Here is a 21,044-nt window from a genome sequence, read left to right as displayed (position 1 = left end):
GCTTTGTTTGGCAGCTAATATTTCTTTTGCTCAAAATGACAGAGAATCTCGTGAGACATTTACTCTAAAACTGGCTGTAGATTCGTTAAATTTTTATCAGCAGGAAGTTCAAAAATCCAAATATTTTATTAAAGAAAAGGCACTTCAAATTTACCCCGGAGAGCATATTTTTATAGAAGCTGAAATAAAAGCAGGAATTATAGAATCAATGAAGGTTGTGAAGGAAAATAAAAATCCGTCCAAAACGATAGAAATAGAATTATCACAAAATGCAGAAGGAAGAAAAAATACAGGAATGACACTTGAAGTAAGCAATCCCTTTGATAAAAGGCTTACTTATAATGCTCTAATGTATATGCTCGGAAAAAATGAGTGGACCGCAACATCTGTTATTCCTGTCCGTCCAAAGCTTAAAAGTTTTGAAATGTGGAATGATGTGATTATTACGTTGGTTCTTGATGATTGGAAGCTTGAAAAATAACCAAATTAATGATTATCAATGTTAGATCATATCTTCAATTATTTCTTGCTCATCTCTATAGCTTCGCTGGTGATATTTGGTGTGTTTTCTTATTTTCAAAATAACAGAATAATTACAAAATACACACAGCCAGATTCCAGTGAATTGAAAAAGATCAGTGGAAAGATCGTTGTAGAAAGTGGTTTTCTACGTAAAAGTTTTCGCTTTTGTACTTTTCACATTTTGCTGAATCAAAACTCGGTTTTTTTATTTCCCGCCGACTTCTATTTTATTCCCAGCCGTTTTATCAATCTGACTTTTAATTCAGATAAGAGAAATACGAAAAGTCCTACGGTACTCAGAGAATTTAGTTTCAGTAATAATTCTGTTGTTTTAGTGTCTTATCCCGATTTTCTGTTTAGCAGGAAAAGGACGATTTATTTGCAGAATCTTACGCCTGAACAGATCAAGCTTTTCCAGGAAGCTCTAAAGAATAGAATGCCTTCAGTTTTGAAGTAAAATAAGAGGTGTAGCAAAATTCTTTTACATTTACAGTATAGCAAAACCATCCTATGAAAAAATCAATAAGTCTTCTTTTATTTCTTTTTTTAACCCTTTTTTACTCATCAATGTTTGGACAGGCTTTCAAATTGGAAGAACTAGCAGGATTCAACAGGCTTGATATGGCTGCTTTTAAAACAGAAATTAAAAAGCATAAGTATACTTTTTACGATAAAACAGAAAGCCCTGGATTTACTCTGTACGAATATGACAGCCCTGATTATACCTACAAGATTGGGAAATTTGAATATAATGAGGATACATCCCAGAACAATATAGAGTTTCAGTTCAAAGATAAAAAAGAGCATGACGCCTACATAAAAGCAGTGCTTGAAGGAGGCTATAAACAGACTGGAAAAGGAAAGATTATGACTGGAGAAAACTATGTGGATTATTTTAAAAATAAAGAACAGATCAGAATGGTTTATCCTAAAACTGCAAGGGACAATTACACCATTCTCGTTTTTAAATAAACGGGTTTTCACTAAGGGCTAAACCTGGATTAAAACTAAGAAACTATGCTAGGATTCTTCATTTATGTATTGCTGGTCTTTGCTACAGCGAATTTGTATTATTTCTTATTTTCAGATAATCCAAGCTGGAAAAGGATGATGATATATGTAGTGCTTCCTTTCTCAGCTTTTCTTTTGGTAGCCGCGGTATTTTTAAGCCTTATAGATTCTGATGATATGGTACGTAATACCGGAGACTTTTTTATATTTCTATTATTTTCCAATGTTTTACTGGTTGCCATTGCTTTTTTTCTTTTAGCCATTCATAATACGGTTGCAGGAATGTTTTCTTCTGTTAAAAACTATGGAACTTATGTCTTTGTATTTACCATTGCTGCATTTTTTGGATGTCCTTTGCTTGCTTTTGTTTTATATGTATTGGTATCACTTATTTTTGGATTTGGATCATAGAAACAAAAAGGGCTGTGAAAAAATTCACAGCCCCTGCATATATAAAAAAGATTATTAGTTTAGTTTTTGATAAACTTTTGAATCATAGTCTTATCCTTGTTAAATAATTTAATAATATAGTTTCCTTTAGCTAAATCACTGACGTTTAAAGAACCTCCAGTTATACTTGTTGAGCTGATAATTCTTCCATTTACATCATAAATCTCCGCTTTTATCACCGTATTTTTTGATTTGATATTCAAAATATCTTTCACAGGATTAGGGTAGATGGTAATAAGATTGTTTTCTGTAGTTACTTCTGATGTTGCCAATACATTCTTAACAGTTGTAGTAAAAGTATTCGTAACGATAGGATGATTGTAATCAAAATAAATCTTAGCAGTATTGCTGAAGCTGTCACCCAGTGTGAGTGTCGCTTTTGTTTTAATTTTAAATGAAATATATCCATCATTATTCGCATCATCAAAAGGCAGCTGAATATTTTCAAAAATAAACTCTATTACATTAGGGTTGCTGATTCTTGTTGTAAAATTGTGGCTTCCCGTTAATGGTACTATAGAAGCAATATCAAATTTTGAAATGTCGATTTCATCTTTCACGACAATATTCTGGGCATTCGCAGTTCCTTTATTTTCAAATCGAATCAGGTAATGAACATAATCTCCAACCTGCACCTGTGTAATAGATGTTCCCTCCAGACAGGTTTTATCGTTGGGATCAAAAGAATTGACAACGGTTTGATTGAGCGTAAATTGATTGTCAAGAGGAGTCTCATCTGTTGTTCCATTGATTTGAGCCATATACTGCAGGACCTCTCCGCCGTTCAACGGTGGTGTTTGTGTTGGGGTATTTAATTTTACACTAACGGTGATTTCTTTTGTTTCAAATGGCAAAAGATTCGTGAAACCCCAATTGAGAACACCAGCCGACTGTGAAGTAGGAACAGTTGTTGAACTTAGATAATCGGTCAGGGTATCATTGTAATGAAATACTAATGTTCCTGATTGCGTAGTTGTTCCTTTGTTTTTATATACAATTTTGTAGAGAGAAGTGAATCCCGGTCTGGCATTGTTTATGGGAACGAGGATAACTTCTAAATCAGGATGAGTTCCATTGGCGCTTAAACAGAAGTTTTGAATTAATGGGCTCGCCTGGGCCGGGAAATCTGCTGTTATACTTGCCGGAGAAATAGAAAAATAGGAAGGGTTTTCAACAACTGGAGTGATTAGATTTATACCTTCCTGAACAGAAATAGAGTAATTTCCGGAGCCATTTCCTATATAGCTCCCGGAATTAATGCCGTCTGTGATTGTAAACTGTTGGAATGCTTTGTTTAAATCATTGGCAGTACAGCCATTATTATCGGAATCATACTTTACATTTCCCTGAACAGCATAGGTTGTTCCGCCAGAGATGAATGAACAGTAACTGTTGACTTCCACATTGTTGTGCCCATTGCTGATCAGCATATTGGAAAACTGTTGTACTTTATCTGTATCACAGCATACGTAGGCCAGATTGGGTGAGTAAGTAGGTGATCCTACATATAAATTCAAATATGGATTTCCATTTTTAATATTAATATTGTTTATGCCGGTTCCACTTACACTTGCTCCTTCTAATTCTGTATTTTGGCTCAAATTCAGACTTGTTATCCCATTTTCATTAAAATTAAAAGACCTTAAACCTGTAACAGGAGAAACATCCAGAGAGGTTAGTGCATTTCCGCCAATGCTCATATTGATCATTTCCGAAGTTCCTGTAAAGTCAAGCGATGAGACGTTTGTTTGTAATAAGCTTAATGTTCTAAGACTCGGCTTGTTTTGAAGCGCCACGGAGGTGATTAAAGGGCAGTTCAGCAGCTGTAGATTATCCAGGCTATTTGTATTTTGGATGTTTAATGAACTCAATAGTGGATTGGCTTTCACATACAGATATTCCAACAGAGGGGCATTGCTTAGATTGAGTGAAGTCAGTTTTGTATTTTCAATACTGAACTGCAAAAGTTCACTTAAAGGTCCTAATGTTAATGAGTTAAGATTAATCTTGTCAATAATAATTTTTTTAAGATGCGTATTATTGCTAAGATCCAAACTTGTAACGGTGTTGGGGAAAGTGGCATTGTCACTTAGCTCAATTTCTTCAAGGCTGGTAAGCGTTGAAATATTGACACTTGCTAAGTGATCATTTTCTCTGATTATTAATCTTTTTACAGGCGAATTCTGTAAAAAATTCATATTGGTAATATATCCAGCATTATAAGTAAGATTGAAATTTTCAAGCTGCGAACAGCCTTGAACGTTTATTACGTCTATCCCATTATTAATAACACCTAGCATTTTCAGGGATGTCATATTGCTTACATTGATTTCTTCAATATAGTGATTTCCCTGTATTGAAAGCCTATTCAGATTGGTAAAGCTCTGAATTCCGGTGATGTCGTGTATCTGTGTTTGATTTAAACTGATACTCGAAATATTCAAAGCCTCGCTTACCTGAATTTCACCATCATTGTTGGTGTCAATAACAGTCATATTTCCATTGAGATCCTGGGCAACAAAATTGTATTGATTGGCTGAAACAAGTTTTGCCTTAAAATTGGGATCCGGAAAGTTAATAATTTGGGCACTGAGTGATAGATGTGCTATAAAAAGCACAAAAAAGTAAATTTTATTCATGGTTTGGTGATATTTAGTTAAAGTAAATATATGAAAAATTACATTACGAAAAATAATTACTTTTTTGTTTTTATTTATTAATTTATTTTGATTTTTATTGTTCTTTATTTAATTATGTTATTTAAAATATGGTTTTGTATTAATTTTATTTACATCTTGTCATTTGCTGATTCCCTGGTTTTGTTCATAAAAAAAGCTGTGACAGAATCACAGCTTTATAATATATACAGAACTAATTATTGCTAGGCTTTAAAAAATTTCAGTACCGATGTGGTGTTTTTAGTGGATACTTTAATTATATAATTTCCTTTTGTCAATCCGGAAACATCCACCGAATTATTTTTCACTCCGGTTGTATTGAGGATTCTTCCGGCTGCGTCATAAATCTCAGCTTTGACGATGTCTTCACCGGATTTGATGTAGAGGATATCCTGTACCGGATTAGGATAAATACTTAGATTTCCCTTGTTGGTTTTAGTTTCTGCGGTGGCCAATATGCCTCTGACAGCAGTCGTATAGGTATTCGTAATAATCGGGGCATTGTAATCAAAATAGATGTCGGCTGTATTGCTGAATACATCACCGGATGTCAATGTAGACTTAGTTTTGATCTTGAAAGAAACATATCCGTCATTATTGGCATCATCAAACGGAAGCTGGATATTCTGGAAAATAAATTCCACCCTATTGCTTCCGGATATTCTTGTCACAAAACTGTGGCTTGCGCTTAAGGGCGTCACAGTAGAAAGATCAAATTTTGAAGTATCAATCACATCTTTCACCACGATATTTCTCGCATTGGCAGTCCCTTTATTTTCAAACCGGATCAGGTAATGAACATAATCTCCCACCTTAGTCTGTGCAATCATACTACCTTCAAGGCAGGTTTTATCATTTGGATCCTGAGAATTCACCACGATCTGATTCAGGGTAAAGCTATTATCAGCAGGCGTATCATCCGGAGCTCCGTTGATTTGTGCGGTATAATGCAGGATGTCACCGTTTTGCAAAGCCGGAGTATCTGTAGGCGTATTCATTTCAAATTTAGCTTTGATCTCTCTTGTTTCAAAAGGAAGAAGACCTGTAAAGTTCCAGCTCAGATTTCCGGTAGATTGTGAATTTGGAGTCACTGTAGCATTCATAAAATCCATAACGCTGTCATTGAAACTGAATCCAATGGTTCCGGACTGCATGGTTGTTCCTTTATTTTTGAAAACGATTTTATAATCCGATTCAAATCCCGGTACTGCAGAATTCAGAGGGATAATTGCAATTTCAAGATCAGGGTGTAAACCATTAGCCGTGATACAGAAATCTCTGGTTAATGGACTTGCTTGCGAAGGAAAGTCCACAGTGGTGGATGCCGGAGAAATACTGAAGTAAGCTGGGTTTTCAAGAACCGGCGTCACAGTATATAATCCCGCCTGTAACGGAATAGAGTAGTTTCCGGAGCGATCAGCAATAATACTTCCCGTAGTTCCGCCTCCTGAAATATTGAATTTCTGGAACGTTTTATTTGCATCGGCCGGATCGCAGCCGTTTCCGTTAAGATCGTATTTTGTATTTCCTTTAACGGTATAAAATGTACCTCCCGGAGTGAAGGAGCAGTAAGAGTTTACCGTTACATTATTATATCCGTACGCAGCATTTTGACTGATGATATTGTTCATTTCTAAATCATCACAGCAGATATAATTTAAATTAGGATTGTTTTGATAACTTGCACTTGTAAGTCTTCCGTTTTTTATAAACAGGCTCTGTAAATTGTTGTTAGAAACATTGAGTGAATTCAGGACTGTGTTTTGGCTAATGTCAAGAGTAGTAAGCTGATTATTATTTAGAGCAATAACCTGCAGTAATGGAAGAGCTGAAAGATTAATGCTGGTAATCTGGTTGTTGATAACCCTTATAAAATTTAAAAGAGGACTTTGAGGTATACTGAGCGTCGACAGATTGTTAAAACTCGCCTCAAGTGTTTTTAATTTAGGAGTATTCTGGAGAGTAAGAGAGGTAAGCTGATTGGTGGAGCATTCCAGATTTTCGAGTTTTGTTAAATTATTTAAATTCAGATTGGTCAGTAAATTTTTGGAAATATGTAATGTAACCAGATCGGTCAGTGAGCTTAGATCAATATTGGATATTTTGTTGTCCCCACAGAGTAGGGATTTCATTGTTGTACTGCCCGTAAAATTAATGGTTTGCACCTGTCCGCCGTCACATATCAGAATATTCATTTTTGGAAGATTGGAGACATCCAGATTGACGATGTTGGCTTTTATTACACTGATGTTTTCCAGTAAAGGACAACCCGTAAAATTAGCAGAAGACATACTGGTATTATTATTAAAAGTGGCTGCCCGGAGGTTCTGCATACCGCTGATGTCTACAGAAAGGAGGTTTGGAGAATCGGATACGTCCAGATTTTGCAGATTGGTGAATGATTTCACTCCCTCTATTGAAGAGATCTGAATAAAAGAACCACTGGTATAGCTGTGAATTTTAATACTTCGAACGTTGGCAGCTTCGGAAAGCTGTATTTCACCGTCATTATTGGTGTCAATATTGGTCCAGTTACCAGCTAGATTCTGCGTGGTATAGTTGGAACTGGTTCCTGAAAGCAATAAAGCTTTAAAATGAGAATCCGGAATGTTTACAATCTGCGCAGCGACAGATAAATGTGCAATGAGTAGCACAAAAAAGTAAATTTTATTCATGGTTTGGTGATATTTAGTTGTGGTAAATATATAAAAAATTATATCATGAAAAATAGTTGTATTTTATTTTTTAATTATTTGTATAATATTGTTTTTGTTGTGTATTGTTTAATCAATGTGTTTAAATGTTGATTTGGTGTTAATTTTATTCTTTTTTGTTGTCGTAGGATTTGTTGATTATTAATCATGAAAAAAAGCTGTGAGATTCTCACAGCTTTTAAAGTATAATAATTCCAACTACTTTTATGCTTTAATAAACTTAAGTGTCAGCGTTTTATTTTTTGTAGAGACTTTAATGATATAATTTCCTTTCGTCAGATCAGAAACATTCACAGAATTATTTTCTACTCCTGTCGTACTCAGGATTCTTCCTGCTGTGTCATAGATTTCAGCTTTAATAACCTCATCTTTTGATTGGATATAAAGGACGTCTTGTACCGGATTAGGATAAATATTGAAATTATTTTTGCCGGTATTCACTTCAGATGTGGCCAGAACATTTTGTACGGAAGTAGTATAGGTATTTGTAATGATCGGTGCATTGTAGTCAAAATAGATCTTCGCTGTATTACTGAAACTGCTTCCAACAGCTAAGGTTGATTTTGTTTTAATCTTGAAAGCAATGTATCCATCATTATTTGCATCATCGAATGGCAGCTGAATGTTTTCAAAAATAAATTCCGCGGTATTCATTCCTGAAATTTTCGTCACAAAACTGTGGCTTCCACTTAAGGGAGTAAGCGTAGACAGATCAAATTTGGACGTATCAATATCATCTTTTACGATAATATTTTTCGCATTGGCGGTACCATTGTTTTCAAATCGAATCAGATAATGAACATACTCTCCAACTTTTGTCTGAGAAATTGTAGTTCCTTCAAGACAGGTTTTATCATTCGGGTCAAAAGAATTCACCACCGTTTGATTCAGGGTGAAGGTATTATCCGATGGCGTTTCGTCAGCAGCACCAACAACAAGAGCTGTGTAGTGAAGCACATCGCCCATATTTAAAGAAGGAGTCTGCGTTGATGTATTTAAAATAAATTTAGCACTGATTTCTCTAGATTCAAAAGGAAGAAGATTCGTGAAATTCCAGCTTAATACTCCTGTAGATTGAGAACTGGGATTGTTAGTTGCGCTTACAAAATTCATTAAGCTGTCATTGAAATTGAATACTACATTTCCTGACTGTGTGGTAGTTCCTTTATTCTTGAAAATAATTTTATAATCTACATCAAAACCAGGAACTGCAATGTCTGTTGGAATGATCACAATTTCAAGATCCGAATGATTACCATTGGCTGTTACACAGAAATCTTGTATCAATGGACTTGTCTGGGCTGGGAAATTGGCCGTTAAACTTGTTGGTGAAATAGTAAAGTAGGATGGATTCTCAAGAACTGGAGTTATTGTATGGGTTCCCGATTGCAATTGAATCGAGTAATTTCCTGAACTATTGGCAATAGTACCTCCAGAGATGATTCCGTTGGTAATATTAAATTTTTGGAGTCCTTTATTTGGATCGCTGGTATCACAGCCATTGCTGTTACTGTCAAATTTTGTATTTCCTGAAATCGTGTAAAAAACTCCGCCTGGAGTAAATGAACAATATGAATTCACAACACACGAAGTGGTAGAAGGCAGTAAAGCATTTACATTGGAAATTTCAGAATCATCTGCACAGATGTAAACGAGACTTGGTGTGTTTGAAAAAGTAGAATTAATACCTTGTGTAAAGTTATTGATTCCGTTTTTAATAAATAAAGACTGAAGGTTGGGATTCATGTCACAGGAAAAAGATTTAAGATTTGCATTGTGAGATAAATCTAGACTTATAAACTTGTTGTAGCTACAATTGAGGACTTCAAGTTTTGAAAAGGTGCTGAAATCAAATGTTGTAAACAGATTACCTGAAATCGTTAAATATTTTAAATTTGGGGTTTGATTTAAAGGTATTGTTGTAAGCTTATTAGAAGGGAGATATAAGGTGTTGAGATTTGTATTATTGTTTAAATATATGTTGGAAAGAAGAGATTGCGTAATATGTAAATCATATAAATTTGTCAGTCCCGATACATCTATAGAAGAAAGCTTACTCATAAAAATATCAAGATTATATAGCTGGCTGCAACCCTGTACGTTTACTGATGATAGAAGAGAGCACATATTGGTCTCTACATTGCGTAGTAATGGACTGTTACTCAAATCAAGCGTTTGTAATGATGGAAAACTGTTTATGTAAATATCAGTGAGATTAGTGAAACTTTTTATACCCTCCATTGAGGTCACATTATTGAAAAAGTAAGAGTGATTTGGAATTACACTTAAATCAAAATTTAATTTACTGATACTGGCTGCTTCAGATAATTGAATTTCTCCATCATGATTGGTATCAATGGTAGTATAAAAACCATTAAGATTCTGAGCTAAATATTGAGTGTCAGAGAGCAGTATTTGCTTAAAATTGGGATCAGGAATATTCACAATCTGAGCCTGAAATAAAGAAATGATCATCATACAAATGATGAGGTAGATTTTTTTCATGGATTAATCTTATTTAGTTTTTTATTCTTTTCTTGGTGAAAAAGGACAAAAATAAACCATTGAAATTGAATCTCAATGGTTTAATTATAATTTGTTAAAGATATTACTGTTTGTCTATCAAATCCAGAAATTCCTGCTCATCCAGAATAGTGATCGTGCCGATGTCCTGAGCCTTTTTCAGCTTGCTTCCGGCTTTTTCACCGACTACAAGATAGTTGAGGTTTTTAGACACTGCCGAAATATTTTTTCCGCCATGTTTTTCTACCATTTCTTCTGCAGATTCTCTTGTGAACAAGGAAAGTTTTCCTGTGAAAAGAAATGTTTTTCCTTCCAGAACATTAGATAAAACTTCGTTCGTATTTTCACCTTTTTCAAGTTGGACTCCGTAAGACTTCAGACGCTCAATCATCAGAATGTTTTCCGGATTGCTGAAGAATTCCACAATACTGACAGCGATCTTTACTCCGATATCTTCTACCTGGCAAAGCTCTTCTGCTGTAGCCTCTTTCAGCTCATCGATGGTAGCAAAGTTTTTCACCAGCTTTTTGGCAACAGTTTCTCCCACATGCTTGATTCCAATTCCGTAAAGAACCTTTTCAAAAGGAATCTCTTTAGATTTTTCAATGCCTGAAATAATATTCTGTGCAGATTTTTCGGCCATTCTTTCCAAAGGAAGAATCTGTTCCTTGGTTAAGGCATAGAAGTCAGCAGGATTTTCAATTAATTTTTCTCTGTAAAGCTGTTCTATGGTCTCGCTTCCCAGATTATCTATATTTAAAGCTTTTCGGGATACATAATGGATCATTCTTCCCACCACCTGAGGAGGACAATGCAGATCATTCGGGCAGAAATGAATCGCCTGATCTACAATTTTAACCAGTTCAGTTCCGCATTCAGGGCAGTTTTTAATGTATTCGATTTCTTTGCTTTCTTCCGTTCTTTTCTCTGTGTTTACACCCACAATTTTGGGAATGATCTCACCTCCTTTTTCTACATAAACAAAGTCATGCTCATGCAGATCCAGTTTTTTGATGATATCTTCATTGTGAAGAGAAGCTCTCTTTACGATCGTTCCAGCCAGTAAAACAGGTTTTAAATTGGCTACCGGAGTGATGGCTCCCGTTCTTCCCACCTGATAAGAGACGCTCTGAAGTTCAGTTTCTACTTTTTCAGCCTTAAATTTATAGGCCATCGCCCATCGGGGAGATTTTGCCGTGTAACCAAGCTGTCTTTGTTGTTGTAGGGAATTCACTTTTAAAACAATACCATCGATTTCAAAAGGAAGATGATGACGTTCCGTATCCCAGAAATTGATAAACTCCTTCACTTCATCCATGGTTTTGCAGAGTTTAGCCTGCTGTGAAGTTTTAAAGCCCCAGCCCTGTGCCTTCTGAAGCAGCTCCCAATGCGTTTCAGCAGGAACATCTTCAGAAATAAACTGGTAAAGTACAGAAGAGAGACTTCGTTTTCGTACTTCTCCGCTGTCCTGCATTTTTAAGCTTCCGCTGGCGGTGTTTCTCGGATTCATAAAAGGATCTAAACCTTCCTCTTCACGAAGCTTATTAAGCTTGTCAAAGTTTTTTCGGGTCAAATAAATTTCACCTCTCATGAAAAACTGAGCGGGGAAATCGCCTTTCAGCGCAAGTGGAATATCCGAAATAGTCCGCACATTAGAAGTGATTTCATCTCCCTGGAAACCATCGCCACGGGTTACAGCCTGAGCCAGCTTTCCGTTTTCATAAAGAATAGAAATAGAAGCACCGTCATATTTCAGCTCTGCAACAAATTCCACCGGATCATTAATGGTTTTAATAATTCTTTTTTCCCAATCTTCAAGATCATCGAAATCGTACGAATTATCCAGAGAATACATTCTGAATTTATGCTGAATGGTAGGGAAAATCTTCGTAATTCCGCCACCTACACGTACAGTAGGGGAGTTTTCGTCATAAAATTCCGGATGTTTTGATTCCAGATCCCGAAGTTCCTCCAGCAGCATATCAAACTCATAATCAGAGATGGTACCTGCATCAAGATGATAGTAATTTTCATTATGCTGATGAAGCTCTTTACGGAGCTGTTCTATTTTTTGCTGTATGTTTTCAGACATTGCTTTCTATCTTTTGAGCAAAAATAGCTAAACTAATTTCATTAGAAAATACCGGAATAAAATATTATAGGAAAATTAAAAAAGCGTAACATGGTTCAACGTGTTGACTGTCTTTAATTTAAAAGATTTGTTTAAATTAATTTAACATAATGTTATGATTTAATTGAGAATTTGTTAAAACTCCCTTAAACACGCTATGCCTAAAGTCAAAATACCTTTGCACATCTAATTTGAAGAGATGAGAAAAGTAAAGATTGTACTAGGATTATTGTTTTTAGGATTTGGAACACTGGCTTATGCGCAGACTACGCAGGCTTCTATTGTGGGAAAAGTAACCGGACTGGGCAGCAGTGCTCAGGAAAAAGTGAAAGTAACGATCGTGAACGAGTCTACAGGGTTCAGGACGGAGACAGAGACCAATTCAAAGGGCGAATACATTTTTAAAGAAATTCCTCTTGGTGGACCCTATACCATTATCGTGAATGAGGAGAAAAAAGAAGGCTATAACGTCAACTTTGGAGATCAGGTTACGGTAAACATGAGTTTAGGAGGGGGAGAAAAGCAGATAGAAGAAGTGGTCATTACCGGAAACCTGAAAAATAAAATCGGAAACCTTGGAGCTGCTACAGCGATTTCGGCTAAGAATATCAGTATGCTCCCGGTAAACGGAAGAAACTTTACCAATCTTACTGAATTATCTCCGTTAAGTGGAAAAGGAGGGAATTTATCAGGACAGCTGGGATCCTCAACCAATTTTACAATTGATGGAATGACCGCTAAAAATCCAACCTCTGCAGGATCTACAACCAGCCGAAGCGGTGCTCCGTTTTCAATCTCAATTGAAGCGGTCCGAGAATTCAAAATTACCACCAACCAGTATGATGTAACGCTGGGAAGAAGCGGAGGAGGAACAGTAAGTGCCGTTACCAAATCCGGAACCAATAAATTCTCAGGAAGTGCCTGGGAATATTTAAGAACAAACTGGCTTTCCAGTCCTTACGATATCAGAGGAAATAAAAGAGAAAATGATTTCTCTACTTCCCAGTTCGGTTTTTCACTGGGTGGGCCGATCATCAAAAATAAATTACACTTCTTTGTAGCATGGGATCATCAGTTAGATTCAAGGCCGTTACAGATTGCAGATATCAAATCAGCGGATGATGAGAAAAGACTGAATACAAACATGCAGACGCTGAATAAGTTCCTGGATATTGCAAGATCTAAATATGGTGTAGGAAATACTCCTCAGTTTGGAAGTTTTGATAAAGTAAGGAATTCAGATGCCGGATTCCTTCGTTTGGACTGGCAGATCAACGAAAAAAACTTATTGACGTTAAGGAATAACTTTACCTATGACCTGAATAAAAACGGATTGGGAGATAATACAGCAATCAATTTCTTTGAGTCTTATGGGAATGATAAAAACCTTGATAACAGCTTACTTTTGACCTTAAGAACCAATGTTAAGCCAAATATCACCAATGAATTAAAAGCCCAGTATTTATATACCTTCCAGGACAGTTATCAGAACAGCGAGTTAGGAAAAACAGTTCCAAGAGCTGTGGTCGAAGGGGTTGTATCCAGTGTCGGAGCAACCAATATACAGATCGGAGGACACCGTTTTGGACAGGAAGGTTTCAGGAATAATGTATTCCAGGTGGTGGACAACTTATATTACAACACCGATAAAATTAAATATACTTTTGGGGTAGACCTGATGTATACCAGATCAAAATCTATCTATGGAAGTGAAGTAAACGGAAGATTCCAGTTCCAGGGAATGACGAATTTCGAGAATCTTACTCCTTACAGATTCTACAGAGAAGTACCTTTGATGGATGATCCATCTGTAAAATCCAGTATCTGGAATGCAGGACTTTACGGGCAGATTCAAACTAAAATAGCGACAGGCCTTGACTTTATGGCCGGATTAAGATTTGATTACGGAGGATATCCGAAAGCTGAATTCAATCAGAAGCTTTTTGACGAAATGGGGATCAGAACGGATAATCAAATCAAATCTTTTGTTGTTCAGCCGAGATTTCAGTTTGACTGGAATATCAATGAAGGGAATAAAGATTTCATAAAATTCGGTGCCGGAGTATTCTCTTCCGATATCAACAACTATATGGTAATCAATAATCTTGTTTTTGACGGGAAACATTTGGCAACTGTAGATGTGAATCCCGCCACTGCTGGTCTTACTCCTGATTTTCCAGGGTATAGAGAGGATTACGGAAAGGTTCCCACACTCTCACAATATCAGATTCCGACCATCAATTATACAGGGAAAGATGCAAAAATTCCAATCGTTTATAAAGCAAATATCTCCTATACTCATTTCTTCAATGAAAGATTCAGAGCTGGAATTGCAGCCTATATGGCGCTGGGAAGAAACAATTACTTCTACTATGACAGAAATATGCAAGCGAACCCATACTTTACTTTAGATAATGAAGGGGGAAGAGGAGTATATGTGCCTGCTGCTACGATCATCAATAACACGAATAACAGTGTGAATATCGATTGGAAAGAAGGAAGGGTCAATAAAAAATTCGGAAGAGTACTTGAGCTTGTAAGTGATGGAAAAGTGAATCAGTACTCATTCGTGTTTGATACCAGCTACCGTTACTGGAAAGATGGGGAGATCACAGCAAGTTATACCTGGTCAGATATCAAAGACAATACCTCATACAACGGAAACGTAGCCAACTCTGCGACACTTTCCACTCCGGTTCAGAGTGATCCGAGAGATTTAAGAATGAGCTATTCCGATAACCAGTTCAGAAATAAGATCGTAATTTACGGGAACTCGCCTACCATCGCAGGATTTACCTTAGGAGTAAGATATTCGGGAATCGGAGGAACACGTTTCTCGGTGACAGCAGGAGGAAATATCAACGGGGACTTTGTAGATTCTAATGACCTTGCGTATATTTTCCCGGGAATCATTACCCAGCCGCTTCTCAACGACCCAGCAGTAGGACAGGCCCTGAAAGATTATGTAGAAAAATACAACAATGCTGTTGCAGAGCGTAATGGAGGTAAAAACGGATTTTTCGGAGTATGGGATGTGCGGGTTGCTAAAAAAATTAAGTTTGAAAAGATCGGAGCATTTGAACTTTCTGTAGACATCTTCAACGTTGCCAATCTTCTTAACAGAGAATGGGGAGTCAATAAGTCTTACGGAAATACAGCACTGTACAGGGTGACAAAGTTCAACCAGGTCACAAAACAGTTTGAATACGTTAAAAATGCCAATGGTTTAGTACCTCTTTCCGGAAATCCTTACCAGATTCAAATCGGTGCTAAATACAGTTTTTAACTTTTAAATACTACCTTTATCAAACGTTTTTAAGATTTTAATTTAATTATCTGATTATATTATGAAAAATTTTATCTTAGGGTTAGCAGTTTTAAGTACAGTTCTAATGAAGGCACAAACCCAGATTATCGCACACAGAGGCTACTTCCAGGCGCAGCCGCCTACCACGGAAAATTCTATCAAATCTTTAGAGAATGCCCAGAAATTAAAAATATACGGATCGGAATTTGACGTCAGAATGACCAAAGACGGTGTTCTTGTCATCAATCATGATGAGCATCACGGCCAAATGGAAATTTCGGAAACTTCTTTCAAAGAATTGGAAGCATTAAAATTGTCCAATGGAGAAAAATTTCCAACGTTAAAAAATTATTTGAAACAGGGGAAAAAAGATTCTTCTCTAAAATTAATCGTTGAAATCAAACCTGCCAAAACTCCTGAATTGGAAAATGAGATAACCAGGAAGACCCTTCAAATGATTAAGGATCTGAAGCTTGAAAGTCAAAGTGAATATATTTCTTTCAGCTTACATATCTGCAAAGAGATCAAAAAGCTGGAGCCGGCATTCAAAGTGCAGTATCTGAACGGTGAACTGTCTCCTGAGCAGATCAAAAAAGAAGGTCTTGACGGGATGGATTACCATTACAGTGTTTTCCAGAAAAATCCTACCTGGATCTCTGAAGCAAAAACTTTAGGCCTTATCACGAATTCATGGACAGTAAACGATGCTGCCATTTATCAGGACTTGAAAAACCAGGGAATCGGTTTTGTTACCACCAATATTCCAGACCAGCTAAAAAATAAATAGCTATTTTCATTGCTGACAATAAACAACCTGTTTCCTTTTTGGAGGCAGGTTTTTTTAGTTTTTTACGTTTATAAACCACCCCGTCAAAAATTCTTTGAATTTTCGCCACCCCTCCATGGGAGAGGAATGTTGATCCACGACTTTTTGTCTAAGAAAATCTTTGATTTTCTTAGAACTTATGTGATCTTATTATTCACAAAGCATTTAAGCTTCAAGTAACTTAAGTGTTAAAAGCTTTTTGTGACTTTTGTGGTTGAAAAAAAACTTCAGAATTGAAGATCACTATTAAAATTGTATTAAATGTCTCTTCTTCCGGTCCTGTCAAAATGTTCTTTCGTAAATTTGCCTTACGAAACAAAATTATTATGAATATAAACGGAAAAAATGCCATCGTTACAGGTGGTGGAAGAGGACTGGGAAAAGCAGTTGCTTTAGCTTTAGCCAATGAAGGAGTGAACGTTGCGGTTACCGGTAGAAATGAAGATAATCTTAAAAATACAGTAGAAGAAATCAAAGCCCTTGGTGTAAATTCTGCCTATGCTGTTTTCAGTATTGATAATGAATCTGAAGTGAAAGCTGGAATTCAATCACTTGCAGAGCAGCTGGGAAGCGTAGATATTCTGGTTAATAACGCTGGGATCGGAGATTTTGGAAGCATCGAAGATATGTCTTCCGAAACCTGGGAACAGGTAATTAAAACCAATCTGTTTGGTGTGTACTATGCCGCTAAAGCAGTTCATCCGTTCATGAAAGCTAATGGTGAGGGAGATATCGTTAATGTAGCTTCTACAGCCGGACTAAAAGGAGGACCGAATATGTCTGCCTATGCTGCTTCAAAAGCGGCAGTCGTTTCCCTGTCGCAATCGATGATGGCGGAATGGAGAAAACAGAATATCCGTGTGATTACATTGACGCCAAGTACAATTGCCTCTGATATGAGTATTCAGGGAGGACTTACGGATGGAAATCCGGATAAAGTACTTCAGCCTGAAGATTTTGCAGAATGGGTAAGAGATATTTTAAAAATGAACAGAAGAGCGTTGATCGCCAATGCATCTATTTTTTCGACTAACCCATAAAGGGGACGATGATGATCATGTCAAAGTAGTGTAAAAAACAAAACTATTCAATAGGAGCGGGCTTTAGCCCGCTCCTGTTTTTTTTATTAATGATGATTGAGTTGAAAATCCCTAAAAGCGATTTAAAGACCAGTACATTCAACAGGAGCGGGCTTTAGCCCGCTTTTTTAATTAATAAAAATCCGCTGGCTTTAGCCAAAACATATGTGCCAATATTTTTCTCACAGTATAAAATTAAGAGGGATATCAAATAAAGAAATAAAAACCTCCATCATTAAAATTTAGAATTAAATCATCAAAAAAATACCCCTGACAACACTTCCATTTTTTTAACAGTAATAACATTCTTATTTTTGCATTAAATTATTCACTCACATGCAAAATTATTTAGAATTCAATTTCAAGATTTCTCCATTACAGCCATGGAACGAGATATTAATGGCAGAGCTTATCGAAATAGGTTTTGACAGCTTTACAGAAGAAATTGACGGAATTTTAGGATATATCCAGAAAGAACTTTTTAAAGAAGAAGATCTTAAGACACTTCCGCTTTTTGAAAACGAAAATGTGGAAATCACTTATTCTTTTGAAGAGATGCCAAATATCAACTGGAATGAAGAATGGGAAAAGAACTTTTCACCTATCAATATTGATGATAAGGTAATGATCAGAGCAGAATTCCATGAATCTGTACCGGGAATGCATGAAATCATCATTCAGCCTAAAATGTCTTTCGGAACCGGACATCATCCTACGACACATCTTATGATTCAGCAGATGATGGATATTGATTTTAAAGGTAAAAAGGTTCTTGATATGGGCTGTGGAACTTCTGTTCTGGCTATTTACGCAAAACAGCAGGGAGCAGGAGATGTAAAGGCAATTGATATTGATGAATGGTCAGTAGAAAATTCAAAAGAAAATGCTGTAAGAAACGGTGTTGAACTGGATATTGAACTAGGAACTGCTGAGAATTTAGGAAAAGAAAATTTTGATATTATTTTGGCCAATATCAACAGAAATATTTTGATTTCAGATATCCCTACCTATGTTTCTGTCATGAATGAAGGTGGAAAACTGCTGCTTTCAGGTCTGTGTTTCTTTGATGTAGATGATATTCTTGAAGTTTGTACAGAAAGCGGACTTGAACTGAAAAAGAAACTACAGCGTGAAGAATGGGTAAGTTTGTTGTTGGAAAAATAATGAATAAGAATATAGTATGAGATCTTTATTAACGGTTGTATTGGTGTTGTTTCTGCAGCTTTTTTCCGCGCAGGAAGAGAATATGATGTATGCTGACGGAATTTTCAACTTTGAGGAAAATAAGACTCAGAAAATTTTTACAGACTGGACAAGGGTGAGAAAAGAGCCTGATGTAAAGTCACAGGTAACCGATTCACTGCAGACCAATCAGCAGGTAATGATCCTTAAAAAGGAAGAAGCTGTCTTAAGGTTAGGTGAAAGAGGTGCCAATTGGTACAGGGTTTCCTATAACAAAGGAGGTACTGTCTCTGAAGGATATATCTGGGGTGGTAATCTCTGCGTAGGTTATCGTAATAAAAATGGATACGACTTCCTTTTTGGATTGTCAAAAACAGTGGACAGGAAGAGTAAAGAATATAATGAAACTGAAAAGCAGAATATCGCAGGTATAAAAGTGATTGAAGGGAATGTTCTGATCGATGAAGTGTATTTTGATACAGGAAGAGGAGAAGAGCTGAGTTATGGCACATTTACCATTGAAAGTGGCCATAAACTGCAGAATGTAGAGCTGACACTTAAGGCGATGGTATCCGGTGAAGCCTGTGGAATTGCAAGCTATGACCAGTATGTGCTTTTTAGAGATAAAAAATTGGTTCCCCTTCCTCAACTGACCAATGTAGGGGATGCTGATGTTTATTATCACAGTGAGAAATTTATATTTCCTAACGATCAGGGAGGAATTCCGAATGCCTTTGTCTTTAAAATGGAGGAAATGGAAAAAGATGATAAAGACAGGGAAAAGAAAAAGCGATCTTCTAAAACCTATCTCTGGAATGGAAGTTCCTATCAGATGAAATAAAATTCTATATCAGAATAAAGATAACCGTTGTTTAAATAACAGCGGTTTTTTTGTTGTTATCATAGGTTGATTGAGTTAGATTTTGATTATTACAGCAAAAGGCAATCGTGAATTGGAGTGTTTGTGGCTACTGTGCTGTTTTAATTGGTCAAAAACGACGCCAATATACTTAGTTGAGGTATTGTGGGTTTTTCTTTGTATTTCTTCAGAATTGTCCCTAATAAAAGGCTTTAGTAGAAATTGGATCTCAGAATGAAAAAATAAAGCGTATTTCTTACAGAAACAAAAAAGACTTTACAAAAATGTAAAGTCTTAAATAAGCTTTCCTCTGTTAAATCGTTCTTTTTGATGGGATGATGGAACTTTTACTTTAAGATCATATAATGGGTTACTCATTTTTATTGAACTTCTGCTTATTTATGAATTCATTCTCAATCTAGGTCGAAAATCTTTTTCAGATGTTTGGGGTAGTTTTCTAAATCTCCTGCGATATCACCATCTTTAAAAATATCGAAACAGTTATAGTCAGGAACAATCTCAACACCACAGAAAAGGTAGTTACTTGTAATCTGAATCAAAATATCTTCAGTGCTTCTGCCTTTAAATAGGACTTGATCAGGATCGTTAAAGCTTGCTTTTGGTGCATTCCATGTTGCGCAGACCATGAATTTTTTACCTTGTAATTTACCTCCGGTCCCATATTGTTTACTGGCATCTTCTCTTGTTCGACCATCACCTGATAAGAATTTTCCGCTATGCAAGCCGCTGTTGAAAACCTCGTCAATATATTTCTTATAGATCCATGGAGTTCCGAACCAATTGATAGGTGTCTGAAGGATAATAATATCAGCTTGCATATGTTTTTCCACTTCCTCATCCACATTGTAGCCATCTTCAATCTTGGTTTCCAATACTTCCAACTGGTTGCCGCCAAAAAAATCTTTTGCTTTTTGATTGAAAGCGTCATTCAGGACTCCTTCTGACCAGTTTGGATATGTTAAATGCGTATTGATCAGTAGTACTTTTTTTATTTGAATCATTTTAATTTTATTTAAATATCTTTTAATTAATAAAGCTTACAGGGCAAAAACCTTTTTTAAGTGACCAGGATAATTTTCTAAGTCTTCTTTGATGTGTTTGTTGTGAAAAATATCGTAACAATAATACCCGGAAACCACGTCAAATCCGATAAAAAGATAATTAGCAGCTATATTAAACAAAGCATCATCTGCAGTTTTGCCTTTCCATAGATTTTGTTTAGGATCATTGAAGCTTTCTTTCGGAGCATTCCAGGTAGCGGAAATCATAAATTTTTTGCCCTTCATTTTACCTCCTGTTCCGTATTGTTTTGTCGGATCTTCCGAAGATCTTCCATCACCTGAAAGGAATTTTTGACTTTTCAATGCACTAGTGAAAACTTCATCAACATATTTTTTATAAATCCATGGTGTATTTTCCCAGTTAACAGGAGTTTGTAAGATGATGATATCTGCCTGCAAATGTTTTTCAACTTCTTCCTCTATACTATAGCCTTCCTGAATTTTAGTCTCTAACACTTTATAATTGTTAGAAATAAAAAATGCTTTTGCAACATTGTAAAACGAGGCGTTCAGTTTACCTTCGGACATACCGGGATATGTTAAGTGAGAGTTAATGAGCAGTACTGTTTTTTCTTTAGCACTTTTATTTTCCAACCTTATTTGTGCAACAATTTTTGTTTGAGCTGTTAAAGCAATTACCAGCAATAGCAATAGAATTCTGGACTTCATACTTTATAAAT

15 protein-coding genes are annotated in these 21,044 nt (G+C 36.1%); 9 read left to right on the top strand and 6 right to left on the bottom strand.

Going from position 1 to position 21,044, the window contains the following annotated elements; translation table 11 throughout:
• Positions 1-7 precede the first annotated feature (7 nt).
• The 4 genes from IW16_RS07340 to IW16_RS07325 are packed head-to-tail and all read left to right on the top strand — an operon-like array spanning position 8 to position 1,944.
• Positions 8-481, top strand: a complete 474-nt coding sequence (locus IW16_RS07340) for a hypothetical protein (protein ID WP_083536134.1) — start codon at positions 8-10, stop codon at positions 479-481.
• Positions 482-499: 18 nt separating this feature from the next.
• A complete protein-coding gene (locus IW16_RS07335) occupies positions 500-979 on the top strand; it encodes a hypothetical protein (protein WP_034741614.1) in 480 nt (159 codons plus the stop codon).
• 53 nt (positions 980-1,032) lie between these two features.
• Positions 1,033-1,494: a hypothetical protein gene (locus IW16_RS07330; RefSeq protein ID WP_034741611.1), complete on the top strand. Its 462-nt coding sequence runs from the start codon at positions 1,033-1,035 to the stop codon at positions 1,492-1,494.
• Between the two features lie 45 nt (positions 1,495-1,539).
• Entirely contained in the window at positions 1,540-1,944 is a 405-nt protein-coding gene (locus IW16_RS07325) for a hypothetical protein (RefSeq protein WP_034741608.1), read from the top strand.
• A 59-nt stretch (positions 1,945-2,003) separates the two neighbouring features.
• Here the strand turns inward: IW16_RS07325 and IW16_RS07320 are convergent, their stop codons facing one another.
• From IW16_RS07320 to ligA, 4 genes are all read right to left on the bottom strand, one after another.
• Positions 2,004-4,622, bottom strand: a complete 2,619-nt coding sequence (locus IW16_RS07320) for a T9SS type A sorting domain-containing protein (RefSeq protein WP_051890003.1) — start codon at positions 4,620-4,622, stop codon at positions 2,004-2,006.
• A gap of 242 nt (positions 4,623-4,864) precedes the next feature.
• A complete protein-coding gene (locus IW16_RS07315) occupies positions 4,865-7,336 on the bottom strand; it encodes a DUF7619 domain-containing protein (protein WP_034741604.1) in 2,472 nt (823 codons plus the stop codon).
• Positions 7,337-7,579: 243 nt separating this feature from the next.
• A complete protein-coding gene (locus tag IW16_RS07310) occupies positions 7,580-9,880 on the bottom strand; it encodes a DUF7619 domain-containing protein (protein ID WP_034741599.1) in 2,301 nt (766 codons plus the stop codon).
• 103 nt (positions 9,881-9,983) lie between these two features.
• A complete protein-coding gene (gene ligA / locus IW16_RS07305) occupies positions 9,984-11,990 on the bottom strand; it encodes an NAD-dependent DNA ligase LigA (protein WP_034741596.1) in 2,007 nt (668 codons plus the stop codon).
• Between the two features lie 238 nt (positions 11,991-12,228).
• On the opposite strand from ligA, the gene IW16_RS07300 reads away from it, so the two are divergent.
• From IW16_RS07300 to IW16_RS07280, 5 genes are all read left to right on the top strand, one after another.
• Positions 12,229-15,315, top strand: coding sequence for a TonB-dependent receptor (locus IW16_RS07300; RefSeq protein WP_034741592.1), 3,087 nt, complete (start codon positions 12,229-12,231; stop codon positions 15,313-15,315).
• Positions 15,316-15,376: 61 nt separating this feature from the next.
• Positions 15,377-16,123: a glycerophosphodiester phosphodiesterase family protein gene (locus IW16_RS07295; protein WP_034741589.1), complete on the top strand. Its 747-nt coding sequence runs from the start codon at positions 15,377-15,379 to the stop codon at positions 16,121-16,123.
• Between the two features lie 365 nt (positions 16,124-16,488).
• Positions 16,489-17,202 (top strand): 3-ketoacyl-ACP reductase, encoded by a 714-nt coding sequence (locus tag IW16_RS07290; RefSeq protein WP_034741586.1) that lies wholly within the window; start codon positions 16,489-16,491, stop codon positions 17,200-17,202.
• A gap of 375 nt (positions 17,203-17,577) precedes the next feature.
• Complete coding sequence (prmA, locus tag IW16_RS07285; RefSeq protein WP_034741582.1) at positions 17,578-18,405, top strand: 50S ribosomal protein L11 methyltransferase; 828 nt, start codon at positions 17,578-17,580, stop codon at positions 18,403-18,405.
• A gap of 16 nt (positions 18,406-18,421) precedes the next feature.
• Positions 18,422-19,264 carry an SH3 domain-containing protein gene (locus IW16_RS07280; RefSeq protein WP_034741580.1) on the top strand — a complete coding sequence of 281 codons (843 nt, stop codon included), beginning with the start codon at positions 18,422-18,424 and terminating at the stop codon, positions 19,262-19,264.
• Positions 19,265-19,695: 431 nt separating this feature from the next.
• On the opposite strand, the gene IW16_RS07275 is transcribed toward IW16_RS07280, so the two are convergent.
• Both IW16_RS07275 and IW16_RS07270 read right to left on the bottom strand, forming a co-directional pair.
• Positions 19,696-20,304 (bottom strand): NAD(P)H-dependent oxidoreductase, encoded by a 609-nt coding sequence (locus tag IW16_RS07275; RefSeq protein WP_084694510.1) that lies wholly within the window; start codon positions 20,302-20,304, stop codon positions 19,696-19,698.
• Positions 20,305-20,340: 36 nt separating this feature from the next.
• Positions 20,341-21,033, bottom strand: a complete 693-nt coding sequence (locus tag IW16_RS07270) for an NAD(P)H-dependent oxidoreductase (protein WP_084694509.1) — start codon at positions 21,031-21,033, stop codon at positions 20,341-20,343.
• Positions 21,034-21,044 lie beyond the last annotated feature (11 nt).

Source organism: Chryseobacterium vrystaatense (assembly GCF_000737765.1).
Lineage (GTDB): Bacteria > Bacteroidota > Bacteroidia > Flavobacteriales > Weeksellaceae > Chryseobacterium > Chryseobacterium vrystaatense.
Note: the sequence above shows the minus strand (reverse complement) of the source record. Positions and strands in the feature narration are given on the sequence as shown.

Bases quoted from the DNA above. Each gene is read 5' to 3' on its own strand.
- IW16_RS07335 (WP_034741614.1), top strand. From the start codon at position 500: ATGTTAGATCATATCTTCAATTATTTCTTGCTCATCTCTATAGCTTCG.
- IW16_RS07270 (WP_084694509.1), bottom strand. From the start codon at position 21,033: ATGAAGTCCAGAATTCTATTGCTATTGCTGGTAATTGCTTTAACAGCT.
- IW16_RS07295 (WP_034741589.1), top strand. From the start codon at position 15,377: ATGAAAAATTTTATCTTAGGGTTAGCAGTTTTAAGTACAGTTCTAATG.
- IW16_RS07310 (WP_034741599.1), bottom strand. From the start codon at position 9,880: ATGAAAAAAATCTACCTCATCATTTGTATGATGATCATTTCTTTATTT.
- IW16_RS07320 (WP_051890003.1), bottom strand. From the start codon at position 4,622: ATGAATAAAATTTACTTTTTTGTGCTTTTTATAGCACATCTATCACTC.
- IW16_RS07300 (WP_034741592.1), top strand. From the start codon at position 12,229: ATGAGAAAAGTAAAGATTGTACTAGGATTATTGTTTTTAGGATTTGGA.
- IW16_RS07275 (WP_084694510.1), bottom strand. From the start codon at position 20,304: ATGATTCAAATAAAAAAAGTACTACTGATCAATACGCATTTAACATAT.
- IW16_RS07325 (WP_034741608.1), top strand. From the start codon at position 1,540: ATGCTAGGATTCTTCATTTATGTATTGCTGGTCTTTGCTACAGCGAAT.
- IW16_RS07290 (WP_034741586.1), top strand. From the start codon at position 16,489: ATGAATATAAACGGAAAAAATGCCATCGTTACAGGTGGTGGAAGAGGA.
- prmA (WP_034741582.1), top strand. From the start codon at position 17,578: ATGCAAAATTATTTAGAATTCAATTTCAAGATTTCTCCATTACAGCCA.
- IW16_RS07280 (WP_034741580.1), top strand. From the start codon at position 18,422: ATGAGATCTTTATTAACGGTTGTATTGGTGTTGTTTCTGCAGCTTTTT.
- ligA (WP_034741596.1), bottom strand. From the start codon at position 11,990: ATGTCTGAAAACATACAGCAAAAAATAGAACAGCTCCGTAAAGAGCTT.
- IW16_RS07330 (WP_034741611.1), top strand. From the start codon at position 1,033: ATGAAAAAATCAATAAGTCTTCTTTTATTTCTTTTTTTAACCCTTTTT.
- IW16_RS07315 (WP_034741604.1), bottom strand. From the start codon at position 7,336: ATGAATAAAATTTACTTTTTTGTGCTACTCATTGCACATTTATCTGTC.